The sequence below is a fragment of the Fictibacillus sp. 5RED26 genome (genome assembly GCF_015903895.1).
Taxonomy (GTDB): Bacteria; Bacillota; Bacilli; order Bacillales; family Fictibacillaceae; genus Fictibacillus; species Fictibacillus phosphorivorans.
Genome location: NZ_JACZDU010000001.1, coordinates 636884 through 656140, shown reverse-complemented (window position 1 = coordinate 656140; position 19257 = coordinate 636884). Strand labels below are relative to the sequence as shown.

Annotated in this window: 19 protein-coding genes; 4 read left to right on the top strand and 15 right to left on the bottom strand. The window is 38.7% G+C overall.

The annotated features are described in order from the left end of the window. The first annotated feature begins 47 nt into the window (after positions 1–47). Entirely contained in the window at positions 48–1454 is a 1407-nt protein-coding gene (locus tag IHV10_RS03465) for an alanine/glycine:cation symporter family protein (protein ID WP_197127335.1), read from the top strand. Positions 1455–1585: 131 nt separating this feature from the next. Here IHV10_RS03465 and IHV10_RS03460 read toward each other — a convergent pair whose 3' ends face one another. Beyond that, on the bottom strand, positions 1586–1750 hold the full coding sequence (locus IHV10_RS03460) for a Fur-regulated basic protein FbpA (protein ID WP_312035158.1): 165 nt from the start codon (positions 1748–1750) through the stop codon (positions 1586–1588). A gap of 250 nt (positions 1751–2000) precedes the next feature. Here IHV10_RS03460 and IHV10_RS03455 point away from each other — a divergent pair, with 250 nt between their 5' ends. Then, positions 2001–3485: a potassium/proton antiporter gene (locus IHV10_RS03455; RefSeq protein WP_197127333.1), complete on the top strand. Its 1485-nt coding sequence runs from the start codon at positions 2001–2003 to the stop codon at positions 3483–3485. Positions 3486–3516: 31 nt separating this feature from the next. Here the strand turns inward: IHV10_RS03455 and IHV10_RS03450 are convergent, their stop codons facing one another. The 9 genes from IHV10_RS03450 to IHV10_RS03410 all read right to left on the bottom strand — a co-directional run bounded on the left by IHV10_RS03450 (position 3517) and on the right by IHV10_RS03410 (position 13105). Further along, positions 3517–4341 carry a mechanosensitive ion channel family protein gene (locus IHV10_RS03450; protein WP_197128185.1) on the bottom strand — a complete coding sequence of 275 codons (825 nt, stop codon included), beginning with the start codon at positions 4339–4341 and terminating at the stop codon, positions 3517–3519. A gap of 100 nt (positions 4342–4441) precedes the next feature. Continuing rightward, a complete protein-coding gene (gene bioB / locus IHV10_RS03445) occupies positions 4442–5428 on the bottom strand; it encodes a biotin synthase BioB (protein WP_197127332.1) in 987 nt (328 codons plus the stop codon). A 15-nt stretch (positions 5429–5443) separates the two neighbouring features. After that, the gene (locus tag IHV10_RS03440) at positions 5444–6046 is read right to left on the bottom strand and encodes a biotin transporter BioY (protein ID WP_197127331.1); all 603 of its coding nucleotides are present in this window, start codon (positions 6044–6046) and stop codon (positions 5444–5446) included. A 343-nt stretch (positions 6047–6389) separates the two neighbouring features. Beyond that, positions 6390–7214: a carbohydrate ABC transporter permease gene (locus IHV10_RS03435; protein WP_153238839.1), complete on the bottom strand. Its 825-nt coding sequence runs from the start codon at positions 7212–7214 to the stop codon at positions 6390–6392. A gap of 12 nt (positions 7215–7226) precedes the next feature. Continuing rightward, entirely contained in the window at positions 7227–8117 is an 891-nt protein-coding gene (locus IHV10_RS03430; protein WP_144703621.1) for a carbohydrate ABC transporter permease, read from the bottom strand. A 31-nt stretch (positions 8118–8148) separates the two neighbouring features. Beyond that, entirely contained in the window at positions 8149–9399 is a 1251-nt protein-coding gene (locus IHV10_RS03425) for an ABC transporter substrate-binding protein (RefSeq protein ID WP_197127330.1), read from the bottom strand. Between the two features lie 45 nt (positions 9400–9444). After that, positions 9445–11538, bottom strand: coding sequence for an amylo-alpha-1,6-glucosidase (locus tag IHV10_RS03420; RefSeq protein WP_197127329.1), 2094 nt, complete (start codon positions 11536–11538; stop codon positions 9445–9447). Between the two features lie 74 nt (positions 11539–11612). Then, a complete protein-coding gene (locus IHV10_RS03415; RefSeq protein WP_197127328.1) occupies positions 11613–12629 on the bottom strand; it encodes a LacI family DNA-binding transcriptional regulator in 1017 nt (338 codons plus the stop codon). Positions 12630–12766: 137 nt separating this feature from the next. Further along, positions 12767–13105: a LapA family protein gene (locus IHV10_RS03410; protein ID WP_197127327.1), complete on the bottom strand. Its 339-nt coding sequence runs from the start codon at positions 13103–13105 to the stop codon at positions 12767–12769. Between the two features lie 125 nt (positions 13106–13230). On the opposite strand from IHV10_RS03410, the gene IHV10_RS03405 reads away from it, so the two are divergent. Next, positions 13231–13905 carry a haloacid dehalogenase type II gene (locus tag IHV10_RS03405; RefSeq protein ID WP_197127326.1) on the top strand — a complete coding sequence of 225 codons (675 nt, stop codon included), beginning with the start codon at positions 13231–13233 and terminating at the stop codon, positions 13903–13905. A 222-nt stretch (positions 13906–14127) separates the two neighbouring features. Here IHV10_RS03405 and IHV10_RS03400 read toward each other — a convergent pair whose 3' ends face one another. The 4 genes from IHV10_RS03400 to IHV10_RS03385 form a co-directional block, all read right to left on the bottom strand. After that, positions 14128–14691, bottom strand: a complete 564-nt coding sequence (locus IHV10_RS03400) for a hypothetical protein (RefSeq protein ID WP_197127325.1) — start codon at positions 14689–14691, stop codon at positions 14128–14130. Continuing rightward, the gene (locus IHV10_RS03395; RefSeq protein WP_197127324.1) at positions 14684–15322 is read right to left on the bottom strand and encodes a hypothetical protein; all 639 of its coding nucleotides are present in this window, start codon (positions 15320–15322) and stop codon (positions 14684–14686) included. The genes IHV10_RS03400 and IHV10_RS03395 overlap by 8 nt, the downstream gene beginning before the upstream one ends. Positions 15323–15567: 245 nt before the next feature. Continuing rightward, on the bottom strand, positions 15568–16485 hold the full coding sequence (locus IHV10_RS03390; RefSeq protein WP_197127323.1) for a CobW family GTP-binding protein: 918 nt from the start codon (positions 16483–16485) through the stop codon (positions 15568–15570). Positions 16486–16558: 73 nt separating this feature from the next. After that, positions 16559–17137: a thioredoxin family protein gene (locus tag IHV10_RS03385; protein ID WP_231607455.1), complete on the bottom strand. Its 579-nt coding sequence runs from the start codon at positions 17135–17137 to the stop codon at positions 16559–16561. A gap of 423 nt (positions 17138–17560) precedes the next feature. On the opposite strand from IHV10_RS03385, the gene IHV10_RS03380 reads away from it, so the two are divergent. Further along, complete coding sequence (locus IHV10_RS03380; protein WP_197127322.1) at positions 17561–18067, top strand: cupin domain-containing protein; 507 nt, start codon at positions 17561–17563, stop codon at positions 18065–18067. A 45-nt stretch (positions 18068–18112) separates the two neighbouring features. Here the strand turns inward: IHV10_RS03380 and IHV10_RS03375 are convergent, their stop codons facing one another. After that, complete coding sequence (locus IHV10_RS03375; RefSeq protein ID WP_231619407.1) at positions 18113–19216, bottom strand: MBL fold metallo-hydrolase; 1104 nt, start codon at positions 19214–19216, stop codon at positions 18113–18115. Between the last annotated feature and the right edge of the window lie 41 nt (positions 19217–19257).

Genomic DNA, 19257 nt, shown 5'->3' with positions numbered 1-19257 from the left:
AAATGGTGTACAGCTGAGATAGACAAAAGAATAAATGAGGTGTATGTATGGATTGGATTAACAATTTAATTGGAAGTGTTAACACATATTTATGGTCTTATATCCTAATTGTCATGCTAATTGGGTTAGGACTTTATTTTACGGTGAGAACAAAATTTGTTCAGTTCCGTATGTTAGGAGAGATGATCCGCCTTTTAGGTGAAGGTGCAAGAGCTGATAAAAAAGGCGTTTCTTCGTTCCAGGCTTTTTGTATCAGTACAGCTTCACGCGTAGGTACTGGTAACTTAGCTGGGGTGGCTCTCGCCATTACGGCAGGTGGACCCGGTGCAGTGTTTTGGATGTGGCTGATCGCATTAATCGGATCTGCGTCTGCATTCGTAGAAAGTACGTTAGCTCAGATCTACAAAGTTAGAGATGGCGTTGCATTCCGCGGTGGACCCGCTTATTACATGGAAAAAGCATTGAATGCTCGCTGGATGGGTGTTATTTTTGCCATTTTAATTTCTATCACATTCGGACTTGCCTTTAATTCTGTTCAATCGAATACGATAGCAAGTGCGTTTGGACAATCTTTTGATATAAAACCTGTTTATGTAAGTATTTTCTTAGCCGTTGTAACAGCAATTATCATTTTTGGTGGCATCAAACGTATTGCGAAAGTATCTGAGATCATCGTTCCAATCATGGCAGGTCTTTATATACTCGTAGCTCTGTTTTTGATGATCACAAATATTACAGAACTTCCTGCTGTTTTTAGCATGATCTTCGAAGGTGCTTTCGGTGTAGAGGAAGTAGCTGGCGGAGCACTAGGTGCAGCGATGATGAACGGTATCAAACGTGGTCTGTTCTCAAACGAAGCGGGTATGGGTAGTGCACCGAACGCAGCAGCTACAGCTGATGTCAGCCACCCTGTCAAGCAAGGCTTAATCCAATCCCTAGGTGTTTTTGTTGATACGCTATTGATCTGTTCTTCTACTGCCTTTATCATTCTATTGTCCGGGATGTATGATTCTAAGGAAGCGGATGGCATTATTTTAACGCAAGAAGCTTTAAACACATTACTTGGATCTTGGGGTGGCCCTTTCCTAGCGATAATCGTTATGTTGTTTGCATTCAGTTCCGTAGTTGGGAACTATTATTACGGTGAGTCTAACATCGAGTTTATCAGTACGAACAAAGCTTGGTTGTTCATCTACCGAATAGCTGTTGTAGCTATGGTTGGTTACGGTGCAATAGCATCACTTGATTTTGTTTGGAGTTTAGCTGACATGTTCATGGGACTTATGGCGATCATCAACTTAATTGCTATTTCACTGCTTGGAAAAATTGCCTTTAATGCACTTGGTGACTATATGAAGCAAAAGAAAGAAGGAAAAGATCCTATTTTCCGTCCGTCTAGCATCGGACTAAAAAACACAGAGGCATGGGAAGAAGATGTTTCTACAGATAAATAATTGAAATAAAAGAAGACTTCCTGAGTGAAGTCTTCTTTTATTTATGTTAGTTTTAAAATAACTGAAGCTTGAAAAAAATAAAAAACTGGCATAGGAGCCAGTTTTAGTTACCATTTATCACTCAACTTATTTTAAGTGGCTTTTTCTTCTGCAGGCGGGGATAGTAAATCCTTTAATTGTTGTTCAAGATCCTGCAAAGAAAGCTCGTATAAATGACGTCCATCTGCTGTCTTATAAATATTATGTAACAATAGATCAGCAATTAAATTTTCTCTTTTTTGATGGTCCGCTGACACGTTCAATCCCTCCTGTAAATCTCTTCAACATTTTACTTACCCTGAAATGATGGAGAAAAAACTTCCATTAATAGTTTATGTAAAAAAATGACGAAGGTGATGTAATTTTACGACCATTATCTTCCGTCAAGATTACCCGCTTTTGGTTAAAATGTCAATTGTTACAAGACAATAATTGTCGTTGTTACTGTAAAACGATTTGTTGAATACTGGAGGGCTACATAATTGTAAAAAATAAAGGAGAGTTGTTATGTTCGAAGGTGGTCTTAACGTAGATTATTTTATTTTATTACTTGCAATCTTACTGCTGCTAGGTGTGGTGACTACAAAATTTTCTTCTCGTTTTGGAGTACCCGCTCTTGTTCTATTTATTGGATTAGGGATGCTTGTTGGAAGTGACGGGCTTAATTTTATTTATTTTGATGATCCACACTTAAGTCAGCTTGTTGGAGTAATTGCTCTGATTATTATTCTATTTGAAGGTGGGCTACAGACAAAATGGGGAAGCGTAAAACCTATCTTGACCACATCACTTTCACTCGCAACTTTTGGCGTATTCCTTACAACTGCTGTTGTAGCTGTATCTGTTAAGTTGTTATTAGATGTTAATTGGCTTGAAGCTTTTCTATTCGGATCAATCGTTGGTTCAACAGATGCTGCAGCGGTTTTCTCTGTATTAGCCGGAAAAAATGTGAAAGAAAAGCTTTCTTCAACGCTTGAAGCAGAATCTGGTTCCAATGATCCTATGGCAGTATTTTTAACGATTACCTTTATAGAACTGCTCACAAAAGATTCCACTTCAATCCTTGGACTCATTCTTTCATTCTTTTGGCAGATGGGAATGGGAGCTGTATTTGGGTATCTCTTTGGTAAACTTGCGGTTTATGCCATCAACCGTATACGACTTGAATCTAGTGGACTCTATCCAGTTTTCGCTCTCTCATTTGCTATACTGACATATGCCATTACGATGCTCGCAGGTGCAAGCGGATTACTCGCTGTATATGTTGCAGCTGTGTTTATGGGTAACAGCCACCTTACATACAGAAACTCAATTGTACGATTTAATGAGGGTTTCGCATGGATGATGCAAATTTTAATGTTTGCCATATTAGGTCTTCTTGTTTTTCCAAGTGAGCTGTTTCATGTTGATATCATGCTAAAAGGCTTAATGATCTCTTTCGTACTTATTGTTATCGCACGTCCAATAGGTGTTTTTCTAAGTATGCCTACTTCTGCTTTTTCAATAAATGAAAAATTATTTATCTCATGGTCTGGACTTCGTGGCGCTGTTCCTATTGTTCTAGCGACGTTCCCACTCATTGAAGGTGTAGAGAACAGCCAATTACTCTTTAATCTTGTATTCTTCGTTGTTCTTACTTCGGCTCTCATCCAAGGATCTACTATTCCTTGGGTAGCACAGAAATTAAAATTAACTGAAAAAGAAAAACCTACTTCTCCACATGTATTGGAACTTGTTTCAATGGGTAAAGCGAACGCAGAGATCGTAGAGTTCTTTGTACCAGAACATGCAAAAATCATTGGACAGACACTTGAAGAAATTTCATTACCAAAAGAATCTGCCGTTAGTGCTATGATCCGTGGTGACGAATTGATCACACCAACAGGAAGAACCGAGATTCACGCTCACGATATACTTTATATTATGGCTCATAAGAATAAACTGAAGAGTGTGACCGAATATTTATCAAAACAGAATATCGAAAAGAATTAAAAAAAGCCGGGGAACGTTACCCCGGCTTTTCTTATGCTCCTTTTTCTACATTTACTTGATGAGGATACGGAATTTCGATGCCGTTTGCGTCTAAAGCTTCTTTCAAAGCTTTGCGCAACTCTCTCTCGACTGCCCACTGTTCTCCGTTTATCGTCTTAGAAATAATACGGATGACAACGTCGGAGGATCCTAACATCTGAACACCTAACACGTTCGGTCCTTCGATAATGCTAGGGTTCTTTTCTTTTACTTTGTCGCAAGCATCTTGTAATACAACAAGAGCCTTATCTATATTTTCTTCGTATGCGATTCCAATATCAACGAGTGCTCGCATATTACCGCGTGTATGGTTTGCGATCGTACTGATCTCACGGTTCGGCATATAATTTAATGTACCATCAAATGCACGAATGTGAGTCGTTCTTAAACCCACTTCTTCTACAATTCCATCAACACCGCCAATCGTTACGTAATCTCCGACCTCCATCTGTTTTTCAAGGAGGATGAAGAATCCGGTAACAACATCACTTACGAGTCCCTGTGCTCCAAAACCTATAGCTAATCCGACTACTCCAGCCCCTGCAATAAGAGTACCAATTTCAAGTCCGAACTGCTTGAATAAGATACCAGCAAAAACAAAGATTAATACGTATGAAAATAGGTTGACCACAAGCTTTTGCAACGTAATGATTCTTCCTGAAGACATCTTTCTATGTGTTGCTGCTTTATCAAACATTCGGTTGATCACACGTCTACCGATTGAACGGATAACCAAGAACATGACGATGATCAATAAGAATTTCGCCGCCCATAAACCAGCTGCTAGCATAATCTCAGCCCAGTTTATTTTCCCCATCCAATTTTGCCATTTTTCCAAAAAAACCACTCCCACTATATACAATAGAATACTCCCTATTGTACAAAGCTTCGAGTGGCTTTTCAATCTTTAACAAAAACTATCGCGCTATAACTGAAGTTCGATCAATCAGAAAGCCCATATCTTCTAACATCTTATGGTCTGCTGTTGACTCTTGCCCTCTCGTCGTCAGATAGTCACCTACGAATATGGAGTTCGCGGCGTATAAACCGAGTGGCTGTAGACTTCTCAAGTTCACCTCACGTCCCCCTGAAATGCGAATCTCCTTTGTAGGGTTGATATAACGAAATAATGCAAGTACCTTTAAACAGTAGCGTGGATCTAACTCGTCTGTCCCTTCTAGCGGTGTTCCATCGATCGCATGCAAGAAATTCACTGGAATAGAATCTGCGTCTAGTACGTTAAGACTTCTTGCCATATCAATAACATCTTGTTTCGTCTCTCGCATACCAACGATAACTCCTGAGCAGGGAGAGATTCCGCTTTCCTTAACAATGTTTACCGTATTCACTCGATCATCATATGTATGAGACGTTGTAATATTTTTATGATTCCGAGCTGAAGTGTTTAAGTTATGATTGTATCGATCGACACCCGCTTCTTTTAGACGCTCTGCTTGTTCAGGTTTTAAGATTCCTAGACAAGCACATACTTTTAAGCCATATGTATCTTTGATTTCTTTGACAGCTTCAACCACTTTATCTACTTCTCGATTAGAGGGTCCGCGACCACTCGCAACGATGCAATATGTTCCAACGTTCAAATTATAAGCTGATTCAGCCCCTCTAACCATCTCATCTTTATCCATCATTCGATAAGTCTCAATAGGTGCAGTTGAAACAATAGATTGCGAGCAATATCCACAGTTCTCTGGGCATGCGCCTGACTTTGTATTAATAATCATATTGAGTTTCACTAGATTACCATAATAATGCTTTCTGATTTGATAAGCCCCATGCAGAAGCAAGAGCAAATCCTCATCTGGACAATTCAAAATATCAAGTGCTTCTTCGTTCGTAATCTCTTCCCCACTCAAAACTTTATTCGCAAGAGCATTCCATATCATCTTTACTGCACTCCTTTATGATGCATGTTTTGTTCGTTGAGAAATCGTCTTATTACGTGCAAAGTTAATTCTCGGAGCTAACATAGCTGCACAAATGGCTAGAATGATATCTTTAGGTAGTGGAACCATCATCCACGCCCATGCCATAGAATATGTGAAACCTTCTGGTGCATCTGCCCACATTTTATACGCCAAGAACATTAGGTTTGTCCCTACAATGTAGTTAATCGCTGTTCCTACAAGTGTTGCTACAATATAAGAAGTTTTTCCGCCATACTTTTCAATGATCAGACCCGTAAGATATGCCACTAAAATGTACGATAATAAAAATCCAAAAGTCGGGCTGATCACTGTTGCAAAGCCACCTTTAAATTGAGCGAAGACAGGGGCTCCGACTAATCCGACTAATACGTATACACTCATCGCGATGGACCCTAATCTACTTCCTAACAAGGCTCCTGCTAGAATACAAAAAAAGGTCTGCAGCGTGATCGGCACTCCCCCAACCACCATGAAAGGAAACATGGTCGTGATGTTTGCACCTATCGCCATAAGAGCGACAAACATTCCGACTAACGTAATATCGATCGTTTTCAAGCCATTTCTTTGTGCTGTCATCTTTAATAAACCTCCAAATATAAGTTCTGTATACGATTTAGAATAGCGAAGGTTCATAATTACGTCAACTTAAATTGAAATCTGGTTAACATTTATGTTATAAGTAAACCATTCAAAAGACTGGAATGATTTACTCCATTAATACACTTAATGAGCTTGTCGACTATCGTCGAAGATCGTTTAAATTATTTTATGTGTGAAATTGTGTGCAGTTACCGTGAATAAAATGTTGATTACCGTGAATAAAAAAAAGATTACCGTGAAATTAGTGGTTTTTTAGCAAGAAAACTGGCTATCTGTGTGCTTAGTTCCCACACCTCAAGCCAGTTTCACTTCAATCATTTTATTTGTCTCCTGTAAACTTGATTCCTTTTACAAAATATCGGTTAAAGAAAGCGTACAGGACAATAATCGGTAAAGTAAAGACCATCGATGCGGCCATTATATAGTTCCAAAATGAAATGAACTGACCTTTGAACGAGTTCAGTCCTAGTGGCAGAGTGAACATGTCTTGATCGGACAAAATGATGAGTGGTCTCATAAAGTCGTTCCAGAACGCCATGAACACGAAGATCGTCTGAGCTGCAAGCGCTGGTTTTGCAAGAGGCAAAACGATACGGAAAAATGTACCGAAGCGTCCAAGCCCGTCGATCGCAGCAGCTTCTTCGACTTCTTTTGGAAAATTGATAAAGAACTGTCTCATCATAAAGATAAACGTCGCGTTCACCGCACCTGGAATGATCATTCCTTGATACGAGTTCAGCCATCCAAGTTCTTTAAGTATTAAGAAGTTTGGAATGAGCGTTACTTGGAAAGGAATCATTAATACGGCCAAGATCATTAAGAAGATGCTCTTTTTCCCTGGAAAGCTTAATCTTGCGAGTGCATATCCAGCCATAGAATTGAACAATAAGTTTAATAGGGTTCCGATTGTTGCAATGAACAAACTATTAAACAACCATCTTCCGAATAGTGGCTCCCTCGTAAAGATCTGTTTATAGTTATCAAGTGTAAAGTCTTTTGGAATAAAATTAATCGATCCACTTACGATCTCACCAAGTGTTTTAAAGGAAGAAGACAGTGCCCACAAAAACGGAATAACGGTGATGATTGCGTAAACGACAAGGATTACATACAAAGCTTTTCTTCCAGCCGTACGTTTTTTCATGGTATCTCCTCCTTAGTATAGTGATTCTTCTTTTGAAAATTTGCGCTGTAAAAGGGTTGCAACTAAGATGATGATGGCAAGCATGAAAGCGATAGCTGTAGCATAACCCATCGTTCCTAGTGTCTTAAATGCATATTGATAGATTAAGAGAACGACCGTTAGAGTGGAGTTGTTCGGTCCGCCTGACCCTCCAGAGAAAATATAAGATTGATCGAAAAGCTGGAATGTCCCGATCAGACCCATGATCACTACAAAGGATGTTACCGGCCGTAAGTTTGGAACCGTAATATGCCAAAACTTTTGAATCGGACCTGCTCCGTCGAGTTCAGCAGCTTCATAATGACTATCTGGAATGTCTTGAAGAGCAGCTAAATAAATAACCATGAAAAACGGTGCTGTTGCCCAGATATTCATAATCATGATAGCGATAAGAGCTACGTCTGGATCACCAATCCAGTTATACGTTGGTAGATTTAAGAACTTTAGGACATAGTTAATCAATCCGTTCTGATTATACATCCACATAAAAATAAGTGTTAACACAGCAGATGAAGTTAACGTTGGTAAGAAGTATACGATGCGAAAGAACTTCTGACCTTTGAGCCCTGCATTCAATGAAGCTGCTAATACTAAAGCTAGGAACGTCTGGGTTGGCACTACGATTGCAACATAGATAGCCGTGTTCTTGAGTGCAATAATGGCTCGATCATCAAATGTTACTTTCATAAAGTTATCAAGACCTCTAAACTCGTAGGTGGCTCCGCCGATCAGTTCTACTTTATGAAAGGACAGAAACACAGCATAAAGGATCGGTGCGATTACAAATACGCCTAACACGAGCAGCGCTGGCAGTAGAAATAGATACCCTTGCCCTGCTTCTCTTCTATCTTTTTTTGATAACATCTTCACATGGTTCACCTCGATTCATAAGTTATTATTCTGTTACTTTTATCTCTCTGTTCGCCTGTTTTTCTGCATCATTTAATGCTTCTTTTAAAGGTCGATCACCCAAGTACGCACTCAGGAATTGATTGTTAAAATTGTTCATCACGATTGGCAATGTTGGCCCATCCTGCCATACAGTTGCATATTCTGCTCCGCTAACAAGCGGACCGCGTAGTTTGTCTTGATCGAATCCTAGTTCAGCGGCTACAGACTTTCTTGTTGGAAGTGCAAAACCTTTGCTCGTCCACTTCTTCATACCTTCTTTACCCGTGAGATACTCAATCAGTTCCCAAGATTCTTTCTTATGCTCTGATTCTGCATTCATAGCGTATCCGACCGTGAAGGACATCGTTCCTTTTTTACCGTTTACAGTCGGCAATTCAGCTGTTCCATAATCGAGCTCTGGAAACGTGTCTTCTAAAAACGGGATATTCCAATTTCCTTCCATTACCATTGCTGCATTGCCGCGACCGAACATCTCACCAGCTGATTGCCCTGCACCCACTTCTGAAGGTGTTGCTGCAGTCTTATCTTTCACGTGCATATCAACAACTGGCTGAATGGCGTCTACGACTTTATCGTCAGCAAAAGTGGCTCGACCGTCTGTGATGACCTGTCCACCACGAGATTCTGCCATATAATACATCCGTTCAATCTGTGGAAGCATACCAAGTCCGTATACTTGCTTTTCTTGATAGGTCAACTTTTTAGCCGCTAACTCCATTTCTTCCCACGTTTGTGGAGGTTCTGTAATTCCGGCTTCTTTAAACATCTTTTTGTTATAAAAAAGAGCAAGTGTTGAGTAATCCTTTGGTAAACCATAAAGCTCCTCACCTTTTTTAAAGGCGTCAAGCATCGGCTTTTCAAAATCTGCTAGATCAAAGTCTTGAGTCACATATTTGTTGAGCGGTTCAACAGCGCCTGTCTCGATTAAAGCAGGGGCTTCAAAAGCATCAAGATAGAATACATCTGCTGCAGTACCTCCGATCAATCGGGTCTTTAGTACGTCCATGTACTGATCACTGATTGTATTCAATTTCACATCGATGTGAGGATGTTCTTTTTCAAAATCTGAAAGGACTTCATCTAAAAGTTTCTTCTCAGTCGGATTCCCTCCCCATCCACTCAGTACGATCTCTGTTTTTTCTGATTGACTTTCTTCATTTCCACAGCCAGATAATATCGTTGCTAGAAGCAATGAAGATATACTTAACGTAGACAGCCACTTTGTACGCCTCATTTTCTCAAGCTCCCTTCTTTAACTAAACTAAGGTGATGAATCACACTATTTTTGAATCACTTGATATCCTGTCGTATTCTCTTTAATCTCCACTATCGTTTTTTCTTTCTCACGTCGAACATGAACAGAAAGATGTCCTTCGCCAATCTTAATTCCATCTACTCTAAGCTCATTCATGTTCTCTAACAGGTGTGGAGAGAGGTGAACGACTTTATTTAAACTATCAGGAAATAAACCAAGAATGGTTTGGATGAAAACTAATGGTGTTCCTGCAGCCCAAGCTTGAGGTGAACACGCGACCGGATATTTTACTGCTCTTCCTGTTTTAGAACCATATCCACAGAAAAGCTCAGGAAGTCTGTCGTATTCAAAGTGACTAGCAGCTTTAATCAATCCTGATATCACAGTGTTTGCATCCCTTTGGTGGTTAACCTTACTCATTCCAAGCAAAATCATGCTGTTGTCATGTGGCCATATGCTACCATCGTGGTAACTCATCGGGTTGTACCCGGCTTCTTCTTCTGCCATCGTTCGAATACCATAACCAGAGAAAAAACGAGGTGAAACAAGTTTTTCTATCACCTTACTTGCTTTATGATCGTCCAGCATCTCTGCAAAAAGAACATGACCAGGATTGGTCGTTAATGTACCTACCTGTTTTTTATCCTTGTCTAACGCAATCGCATGGAACCCTTGCTCTTCCATCCAGAATTTCTCATCATACAATCTCTTTAGCTTTTCAGCTTCATTACGAAGTCTGTTTGCTTCCTCCACTTTTCCTTGTACTTCGAAAATGGCGGCGATACCGTTTTTAGCTTGATATACATAACCTTGAACCTCTGATAACGCGATCGGTGTTTCAGCGTAATCTCCGTTTCGATGCACGATAGAATCTCCGGAATCCTTCCACCCTTGGTTCGCGATTCCCTTACTCGATTCTTGATGATATTCTACGAATCCATCACCATCACGATCACCATATTCATCGATCCAATTCAGTGCAGCCTCTACATTCGGCTGCAGTTGATCTGCCAAAGTTAAATCACCTGTCCATTTTGTATACTCAGATAAAAGAACCAAAAACAGAGGTGTTGCATCAATCGTCCCGTAATAAGGTGTAAAAGGAACTTGGTTTGTAGAAGCTAGTTCTCCGTAACGAATTTCATGCATAATCTTTCCAGGCTGCTCATCCCGCCATGGATCTACCTTAGTACCTTGTTGAGATGCCATGGTTAATAAAGTGCCTTTTGCGATTTCAGGATTAAAGGCAAGCATCTGAAGCGCAGCGATCAAACTATCTCTTCCGAAAGGAACACCAAACCAAGGTAACCCCGCGACCGGAAATGCTCCATGCCCAATATCTGTTAGCAATACGCGAAGATCCATAATTCCTCTGTCAACAAGTCGTTGAAGAGGCTTATGATCTGTTTGAACTTTTGTTGTGTCTCTTTCCCAATCTTTGTATGAAGTCTTAAGTAGTTGAAGCGCTTTCTTAGGATCCATAACTGTTCCTGATTTCCCGTTTATTTCTGGAGTTACAGAAAACGTAACCGTCTCGGTCTCACCGTGATTCAAATGAAAATCAAATGCGATAGATCCGTCCCTATCAACTGACTTTGCATCTCGATCCCATTGAACTCTCGTCCCACGTTCAATATCGTCTGCGCCCTTATAAAAATAATTGATAGAGTTCTCTGTAACTTCTTCGCCCGTCCTTCTTCCAATTTCACCATATTGAAACCCGCGAATAATAAACATGTCAGTAAAATCAGCATCAACATGAACACTAATTTCAAAATCTACCGGCTTTGGATAATAGCTTTTCAGATTAAGTGTTTCGTATAAAACTCCATCATAAATTAAGCGCTTTCTTTCGATTTCTACAGATTCCCTACATAGAATGAGTTTTCCGTCTTCTTCCATGTGAGGGTTGGTTAGCAGGATTTCAGCTTCATAATTCTCATCCGCAGATGAAGATAGAAGAATGGGATCTTGACCGTTTATCTTGATATCGAACTTGCTAAGAAACCGGGTGTCTTTCGTATACAAACCTAGTCCGTAATCATTCTCTTTCGGGATATTACCTTTGTCATCTGTTAAAAAAAATAGATCGTTTTCTTTGATTACACGGTAGTTCATTTGCTGAATCCTCCTGTTTTTATTAAGAATGGTTGTTTCCAAAACGTTTTCGGTTTTGGTCTAAGTAAAAACCACTATCTGTGGTTTTCGGTTGTTGATTCTCTTTTTATGAATGCAGTCTGAAGAACTTTATTCTTTTCAACTTCCTTTCCTTCTAGCAATTTCGTTAGAAGTGTAGTAGCTTCAAACCCTAATTTATAGCGATCTTGTGCAATCGTAGATAGAGAAGGCGTTGAATAAGCGGATAGGATAATGTTGTCATAGCCAACAACAGATAGATCTTTTGGTAGTATCTTACCCATCTTTTTAGCGGCTCTCATAGCCCCCATCGCCATTAGATCACTGGCACAAAACAGCGCTGTAATCTCAGGGTGTTTACTTAATAGTTTGGTTGTTTCAAGTTCTGCCGATTCCTCTAAAAAAGCACCGTTTACAACATACTCTTCGTTGAAAGGAATTTCTTTATTCTGTAATGCTTCCTGATAGCCTGCTAACCGTTCCCGGCTGACAAAAGCTTGACTGTGCCCATTAATCATCGCAATGTTTTTATGTCCGAGATCAGTGAGATGCTCTACCGCTGTTTGTGCTCCGCCTTTGTTGTCGGTTGTAACATATCCAACAGATTCACTTTCAATCGGTATATCGATTAGAATACAAGGAATATCGCTTTTTAATACCTCATCCAAATAAGGATCGTCTGTTTTAATTCCTTGCAGAATCACCCCTTCTACTTTTCTTTCATTGCACAGCTGGTTATACGTTTTTTCCTGTTGTTTTTTTGAATCTGTACTGATTAATACTAGTTCATATCCAAGCTCTCCAGCACAGTCATTAACGCCGCAGAGTACTTCAAAGGTAAAATTATCTTTACTTCCTTCAATTCGAAGTCCAGATACGAGCAATCCAATGGTTTTCGTCTTTTTCATCACAAGACTTCGAGCTAGCAAACTGGGACTATAATTAAGTTCTTGAGCGATCACCTTAATTTTTTCCCTTGTCTTTTCGTTTACATCAGAGTAGCCGTTCAACGCTCTCGAAACCGTTGTAACAGATACACCTGCTTTTTTTGCAACATCTCTAATTGTAGCCATTCGCATCCTCCAAAACGTTTTGGAATTGATTAGTTGTTATCTTACCGTTTTTTGTGACCGCTTTCAAGTATAAGTTAGTAACATTTTAAAAACCCTGAGAGAAGTCTCTTAAGACTAATCACAGGGTTTTTTAGCATCTACTTGTTTTCATCTACTTTTTCATGAGGAATTTCTTCTGTTGGAGTTTCAGTTTCAGCAGAATTTTCAATAATACGTTCCTCTTTCCAAGATTCTTTTTCATTATGGATCTGGTGCAACTTTTTCACTTGTCGCTGCAGTTGAATTACTTTAATCAGACCAAATAGTCCGACTGATAGGCCACCGATTACGGCTGATCCTAAAATGACGAGTACTAATGGCCAGTTGGCAGTTCCAAAGAGGTAGTTGATCTCTACATCACCAACGTTTATGACCGCGAATGTTGCTATGATCAGTGCGAAGATAAAACCAAATAATAGATACAATTGCATTTTCATTATTATCACCTCATTGTTATCTATTCCCTCAATGACAGGGAAATTCACCTAAATTTTTTAAAAATTTTTTTTGAAGTTAAGCAGCTATGATTTCGGGTAACCTTGTATTATGAGGAGGTGCTTCATTGACAATTAAAGCCTATGTTTATGACGCATACGGAACGCTTTTCGATGTACATTCAGTTACTGAAAAAGCCGAATTTCTTTTTAGTAGTCATGGTGCTGCCATTAGTGAAGAGTGGCGAAAAAAACAAGTAGAGTATTTCATGCTTCACCAACTAACTGGAACATACATTCCATTTTCCGAAATCACACGCAATGCTCTTTTATATACTTTAAAAAAATTCTCTCTACAATGCAAAGAAGATGCACTTGATTCCTTAATGGAAGCTTATTTAGAGTTGCAAGTCTATGAAGAGGTTCACGACACTCTTCATAAGATACAAAAGAATAATGTAAAACAAGTTATTTTTTCTAACGGAACATATAAGATGCTTAAGCCACTAGTTAAAAAGAGAGAACTGACTGATGTTCTAGATATATTATCCATTGAGGATGTTAAACAATATAAACCTGCACCTGCTGCCTATCAGTATGCTCAAGAGACGTTAGCAGTAAACCGAGATGAAATCTTATTCATGAGTTCTAACTATTGGGACATAACGGGTGCAGCAACATATGGTTTTAAGACTGCATGGATCAATAGAGGAAATCAGCCAATGGATGTATTAGGTGTAACTCCTCATTATATATTTGCCTCCCTCAATGATTTGTTGAAAGAAAAAGAGCTGCACTCATAACGATGCAGCTCTTACCTATCCTTCGTATGACTTCTAGAATTAACTACATAATCCGGTATTAACAAAGTACCGATGAAGAATAAACTACCCCCACCTATGCAAATAAGCCTTTCATGTTCAGTATCTATCATAAAAGAACTTAGCATAATTAGTGCACCTATAATAACGAACGTAATTCCCCAATATCGATATTTCAATATAAGCACTCCTTGTTTTAAAAAGCTAATTCAGCCACCTCATGATAAAAGACTTATTTTCTTCCAATTCTTTTTCTTGTTTTTCAGAAGTAGGAATCTGCTCTCCTTGCACGTTACGAATCTTCTTTTCAGCTTTAGATTCTGAATAGTTCGTATGAGATACAAACCAACCGGAATCCTCTTTCTTTATACGAACCCATACATCTTTTTGACAATCTGCACAGGATTCCATTTTGTAGTAGTGAAGCTTGTAAATATATTCCTTACTATTTATACGATATTCAAACTGATCTAACTCTTTAAATGAGTATGTAGGTTGTTCTTCTTTATTAGTTTCTGAAATTATATCCACGTATTTCATTTTTTCTGAATCGGAGAGTAATGTATATTGCATTGATTCATTATTTATTAACTTGGCCTCTCCCCACTGTCTAGCAATTCCTTGTGTCTCAACACTTTGATCATCTATATCTACAACAAGAACAAACAAAAGACAAACGATCAAGAAAGTAAATATTAAACGAAATGCATAGGTTGATTCCTTATCTTCTTTTAATTCCAATTTAAATTTAATTTTGTCTTCATTCATTTCGTACTCCTGGCTGACTTTTATTAATCTCCACACTCACAACTGTTTGCCATGTTTCAGGTTTATGACATTTCATTGCAGGAGTTAAATAGATTTCTTTATAACTTGATTTCAGTGAAAGACTCTCTTGATCAGCAAAGTTCATGATTTCACTTAAAGTCTCAATTGAGTTTCGATAGTGACCTCTATGTAACTTTTGAACACAAGTGAGCGACTCATTAGAAATGAGTTGTAGTGTAGAAAGCTTCTTTCCTAATCTCTTTTCAACGTGAAAACATGCTTCATCAAATAATTCTTCGGTTATACAATCAGGTACTTGCATCATTTGAGTTGTAAGAGATCTGCTATCATTCTTCTCATGCCATAAAATCTCGTGAGGCATAAGAGTAAATTTATATCTCAACTTATTTTTTGTTAAATGTTTAAGCTGATTTACGACTTTCCAGACGATCCATTGCTCATCAACTGGTTCAGGTCTACCTGCCCAATCCATTTGATATTTCGTGTTCATCTCTTGCGTAACATACTTCATAGCTGGTATCTCACGAACAGCAACTGGTCTCATCTTCATTTTATAGATCTCAGAATGAATGTTTCGATGGTCATGAGTCATTAAGTTCATTTTCATCATAGCACCTCCTTCAATAAGGATTGGAAAATAATGATAATAAAAGAATAGCATAAAATAAACCGAATTTCTTTACAAAGGAGAGATTCAATTGTACAAAAAGTGGCTAATAGGATTAGGAATGTTTTTGCTTTCCTTTGGGATCATCTTCATGCTACATGGAATCGTGCATCCTCTTTTTCTCATCAGAAAACTTAAAAACAAAAAAACACTTATTACCCTAAAGTCACAAGTGTTTTCTCTTTTCTCTATTTACTTCTTACTTCAACTTCACTCAGCCCTCTAGTTAACTGATCAGGATCAAGATCTTCACCAATAAAAACAAGTCTTAGCGGCATCTTCATCAACTCTTTTTCATATGTAGGCAATCCATATGAGTACTGAAAGAGATAAATTTGATCTATAAATTGAATATACCCTTTAATTCTATAGATTGATGAAGGTACATTTCTGAGCCAGTGTTCAAACAACTCTTTATTCACAGGTGCTTCAAACATATACATAAATGTTTTCACTTTTAGTTTTTCTGCTGACACAGATTGATGTTCTGATCGTTTCTTTACCGAAAGTAAAAAAAGTTGAGATAGTTCTACTTTTGCAAAATCTGTTAATACAAAAGGAGTTCCTTCATTCAACCTTGTTGAATCACTCGTCAGTTGCTTCTTCTGTTTCTCCGTCAAAGCGCTTGTTTTGTTCCACACGATGTAATCGGCGTGTTTGATCTGCTCCATCATGAGCATTTTCGCCTGAACATTCATTCCCTCACGATCCAACCATCGAGGCGCGTCCATGACTGAAATAATTCCTGATATCTGTAAATTGTCGATTAGATACGGTGACAAACAGGCATCAAGAACATCTATAGGATGAGCTACACCTGTTGCTTCAATGATCAAAGTATCCAGTTCATTTTCCTTACAAAGTCCCCAAAGCTGTTTTTCAAGCTGATCTGATAAAGAGCAGCATATACAGCCGTTGAGAAGTTCTTTTAGTGGCACATCTTCTGGAACACTATCAGAATCTATTGAAACTTTCCCGATCTCATTCATCAACACAGCCGTTTTATGATTATGTTCTTTTTCATACGCTAGCAGCTGTTTGAGTAACGTTGTTTTTCCACTTCCTAAAAAGCCAGCGAGAATAATAACATTTGCTTTCTTTTTCATCGTACACCTCAAACTTAATTCTTTTATATGGCATCAATTTCTTCATTTTAACACAAAACAAAAAACAGCCTATTTACAGGCTGTTAACATTAAGTTTAGCTAATAATTTTTTTATGATATCAAGGCTTACTTCTTCCCAAAGAGCATGGTCAGTCGTAAACAAACTAGAGATACGATCAGCAAATAGTTTGAATGCTTTTTCATATCGTGGATCTTCTTTAGAAGGTATCTTCTTTTTGCGTTCTTCTACGATCTGCTGCAATTTTGGTGCACGCGGCCCCCACTTTACAACCTCTTTGCCCTTTTCATCAATAAAGATGATGATGGGAATTGATTTTGCTTTTGCAGTTAAGTATCGATCCATTAATTCCGGATGCTGGTCGCGTAAGATAAAGCGGATATCTATAAGTGCTTCATCTGCCATGCGCATAAAAACAGGAAGATTCAACATCGCATCGCCACACCAATCTTCGGTAATAACGATCGCTCTCAACCGGTTTTTTTGGATGCCTTGCAACGCATCTTTCATAGGTTCAGGCAGTACGAATGAATTATATATCGTAAGCAAGTTTTCCTTGTGTGTTTTCATTGAATGGATATATGCATAGCGTGTCATGCCTTTATCGAACCATGTATTGAGGTCAGTCATCATCCTGTGTTCCTCCCTGTTTATCTTGTATTCTTATTTTAACCAAACAAGGGGGAGTTGTGGCAACGAAAACGCCTTAAATTTATTTTTTTGGTTCTTTTAACCTGCTCTCAGCTTTTTCTGGAGTTGGGAAACAGCGAATAAAAGCAGGTATCTCTCATTCGGCGTTAACCGGAGCCAGTCCTTCGCTTTGTACTTCATACTGATTTCCACCTTTCACTAACATTTATCATACGTAACTATCTAATACCTCTTTTCACATAAAAGAAAACTTTTTTTAACACATAAGTTTTCGTCATTTATTGAGGAATTTCGCATTATTGCTCTTATTTTCTTTTTTCTCCTATAATTTTTTCCGAAAGAAGACGGGTTTCTTTTCATAAAAATAAGGGAATGGATACGAAAACAGGGGAGGGGTTATATGGTATGAAAATGCTTAGCGAAGATGTCAAAACTTTATTCTTTACAGACGATGGGAAGATTCCGAATCATCCTTCCTGGCCAGTTTTGCTATACGTAGGTAAATTAAAAGAGCCACAGGATGCATTAGACGTTTTTGAACAAAACGGTTGGACAAATGGTTGGAAGAACGGTGTTTTTGATTATCATCATTATCATAGCAATACACATGAAGTTCTCGGAGTTATGAGCGGCGAGGCTGTCCTTCTTCTTGGAGGAGAGGATGGCGTGTCAGTTACTGTTTCAAAAGGGGATGTCATCGTACTCCCTGCTGGTACTGGACATAAGTGTATCGGTAGCAGCACGGATTTCAAAGTAGCTGGAGCTTACCCAAACGGTATGGAGCACAACTTAAAAAAGGGTGAACCTGCTGATCGACCTGCTGTATTAGATGATATTATGCTCGTACCCTTACCTGATAAAGATCCTCTTTTTGGAAGTGATGGTCCTCTGATGGAATTGTGGAAAAGTTAATGAATACATGCAGAGAGTGCCCTCCAAAGTGAAGAGCACTCTTTTTTATAAATTTGTATTCTCTCTCCACCACTTGGAGCTAGATCGTAACTCTGAGCCAAGAGTTACTGTCTCACCAATCTGAGGTGTACATATTTTAACATTCATTTTTGTGGCAGCATTTACAGCTCTTTCAACAGGGTCTGTCCAATCGTGCAGAGATAGTGTAAAAGCTCCCCAATGGATTGGAATCATGACTGTGCCTCTTACGTCAATGTGCGCTTGTACTGTTTCTTCAGGCATCATATGTATCGCAGCCCACTTCTCATGATATTGTCCACATTCCATTAAAGAGAGATCAAATGGTCCATATTGATCTCCAATCTCTTTAAAGTGTGGCCCATATCCACTGTCTCCACTAAAATAAATGTTAGATTGCTTTCCTTGAATAATCCAAGAACACCATAGAGTTGAGTTACGATCAGTTATGCTTCTTCCTGAAAAATGGCGTGCTGGCGCACAGATTAATGAAATTTCACCGACTTTTATTTCATCCCACCAATTACATTCCTTTATACGTTCTGGTTCCACTCCCCACCTCTTTAAATGTCCAGCAACACCAAGCGGGACAACAAACTGTTTCACTTTATGTTTGAGTTGTTTGATGGTTCCATAATCCAGATGGTCATAATGATCATGTGACAAAACCACTAGATCTACTTGGGGAAGTTCTTCAATTTTAAAAGGCAGTTCTTTGCTATAACGTTTGTTTCCAAACCAGGGAACCGGGGATGGCGCGGAGCCGAACATTGGATCGATGAGTATGCGTTTTTTTTCCATCTCTATCAATAATGCTGAATGTCCAAACCAAGTTACCCTTGTTTCATGATTTGCTTTTTCAGGTAACTGAAACGAGTGTATAGGAATTGCTTTCTTAGGCTGACGATTCGGGCTTCCACTTAAAAATTCTTTTAATACAGGGAGCATAGAGCGTAGGTCGGAAGTCATCACTGTTTCTATCTGATTGGTAAAAATACCTTTTTGATAGTGTTCAACTGGTTCATAGGTGCTCCTATCATGTTTTGAAGGTTTCTTTCCAAAAACAGGATGAAACATCATAAATAAAAATACAGCAGCTACAATTACAAGTAGAATGCCTAATAAAAGCATAGTTACGTTCCTCTCTATTTTACAGTAGTGCTCATATATTA

What these genes read in the sequence shown, in the direction of transcription:
- IHV10_RS03395 (WP_197127324.1), bottom strand. Translation starts at nt 15,322, where the DNA reads ATGATGAAAATGAACTTAATGACTCATGACCATCGAAACATTCATTCT.
- IHV10_RS03385 (WP_231607455.1), bottom strand. Translation starts at nt 17,137, where the DNA reads ATGATGACTGACCTCAATACATGGTTCGATAAAGGCATGACACGCTAT.
- IHV10_RS03410 (WP_197127327.1), bottom strand. Translation starts at nt 13,105, where the DNA reads ATGAAAATGCAATTGTATCTATTATTTGGTTTTATCTTCGCACTGATC.
- IHV10_RS03400 (WP_197127325.1), bottom strand. Translation starts at nt 14,691, where the DNA reads ATGAATGAAGACAAAATTAAATTTAAATTGGAATTAAAAGAAGATAAG.
- IHV10_RS03390 (WP_197127323.1), bottom strand. Translation starts at nt 16,485, where the DNA reads ATGAAAAAGAAAGCAAATGTTATTATTCTCGCTGGCTTTTTAGGAAGT.
- IHV10_RS03375 (WP_231619407.1), bottom strand. Translation starts at nt 19,216, where the DNA reads ATGCTTTTATTAGGCATTCTACTTGTAATTGTAGCTGCTGTATTTTTA.
- IHV10_RS03435 (WP_153238839.1), bottom strand. Translation starts at nt 7,214, where the DNA reads ATGAAAAAACGTACGGCTGGAAGAAAAGCTTTGTATGTAATCCTTGTC.
- IHV10_RS03380 (WP_197127322.1), top strand. Translation starts at nt 17,561, where the DNA reads ATGAAAATGCTTAGCGAAGATGTCAAAACTTTATTCTTTACAGACGAT.
- IHV10_RS03450 (WP_197128185.1), bottom strand. Translation starts at nt 4,341, where the DNA reads ATGGGGAAAATAAACTGGGCTGAGATTATGCTAGCAGCTGGTTTATGG.
- IHV10_RS03440 (WP_197127331.1), bottom strand. Translation starts at nt 6,046, where the DNA reads ATGACAGCACAAAGAAATGGCTTGAAAACGATCGATATTACGTTAGTC.
- IHV10_RS03430 (WP_144703621.1), bottom strand. Translation starts at nt 8,117, where the DNA reads ATGTTATCAAAAAAAGATAGAAGAGAAGCAGGGCAAGGGTATCTATTT.
- IHV10_RS03415 (WP_197127328.1), bottom strand. Translation starts at nt 12,629, where the DNA reads ATGGCTACAATTAGAGATGTTGCAAAAAAAGCAGGTGTATCTGTTACA.
- bioB (WP_197127332.1), bottom strand. Translation starts at nt 5,428, where the DNA reads ATGATATGGAATGCTCTTGCGAATAAAGTTTTGAGTGGGGAAGAGATT.
- IHV10_RS03420 (WP_197127329.1), bottom strand. Translation starts at nt 11,538, where the DNA reads ATGAACTACCGTGTAATCAAAGAAAACGATCTATTTTTTTTAACAGAT.
- IHV10_RS03465 (WP_197127335.1), top strand. Translation starts at nt 48, where the DNA reads ATGGATTGGATTAACAATTTAATTGGAAGTGTTAACACATATTTATGG.
- IHV10_RS03425 (WP_197127330.1), bottom strand. Translation starts at nt 9,399, where the DNA reads ATGAGGCGTACAAAGTGGCTGTCTACGTTAAGTATATCTTCATTGCTT.
- IHV10_RS03455 (WP_197127333.1), top strand. Translation starts at nt 2,001, where the DNA reads ATGTTCGAAGGTGGTCTTAACGTAGATTATTTTATTTTATTACTTGCA.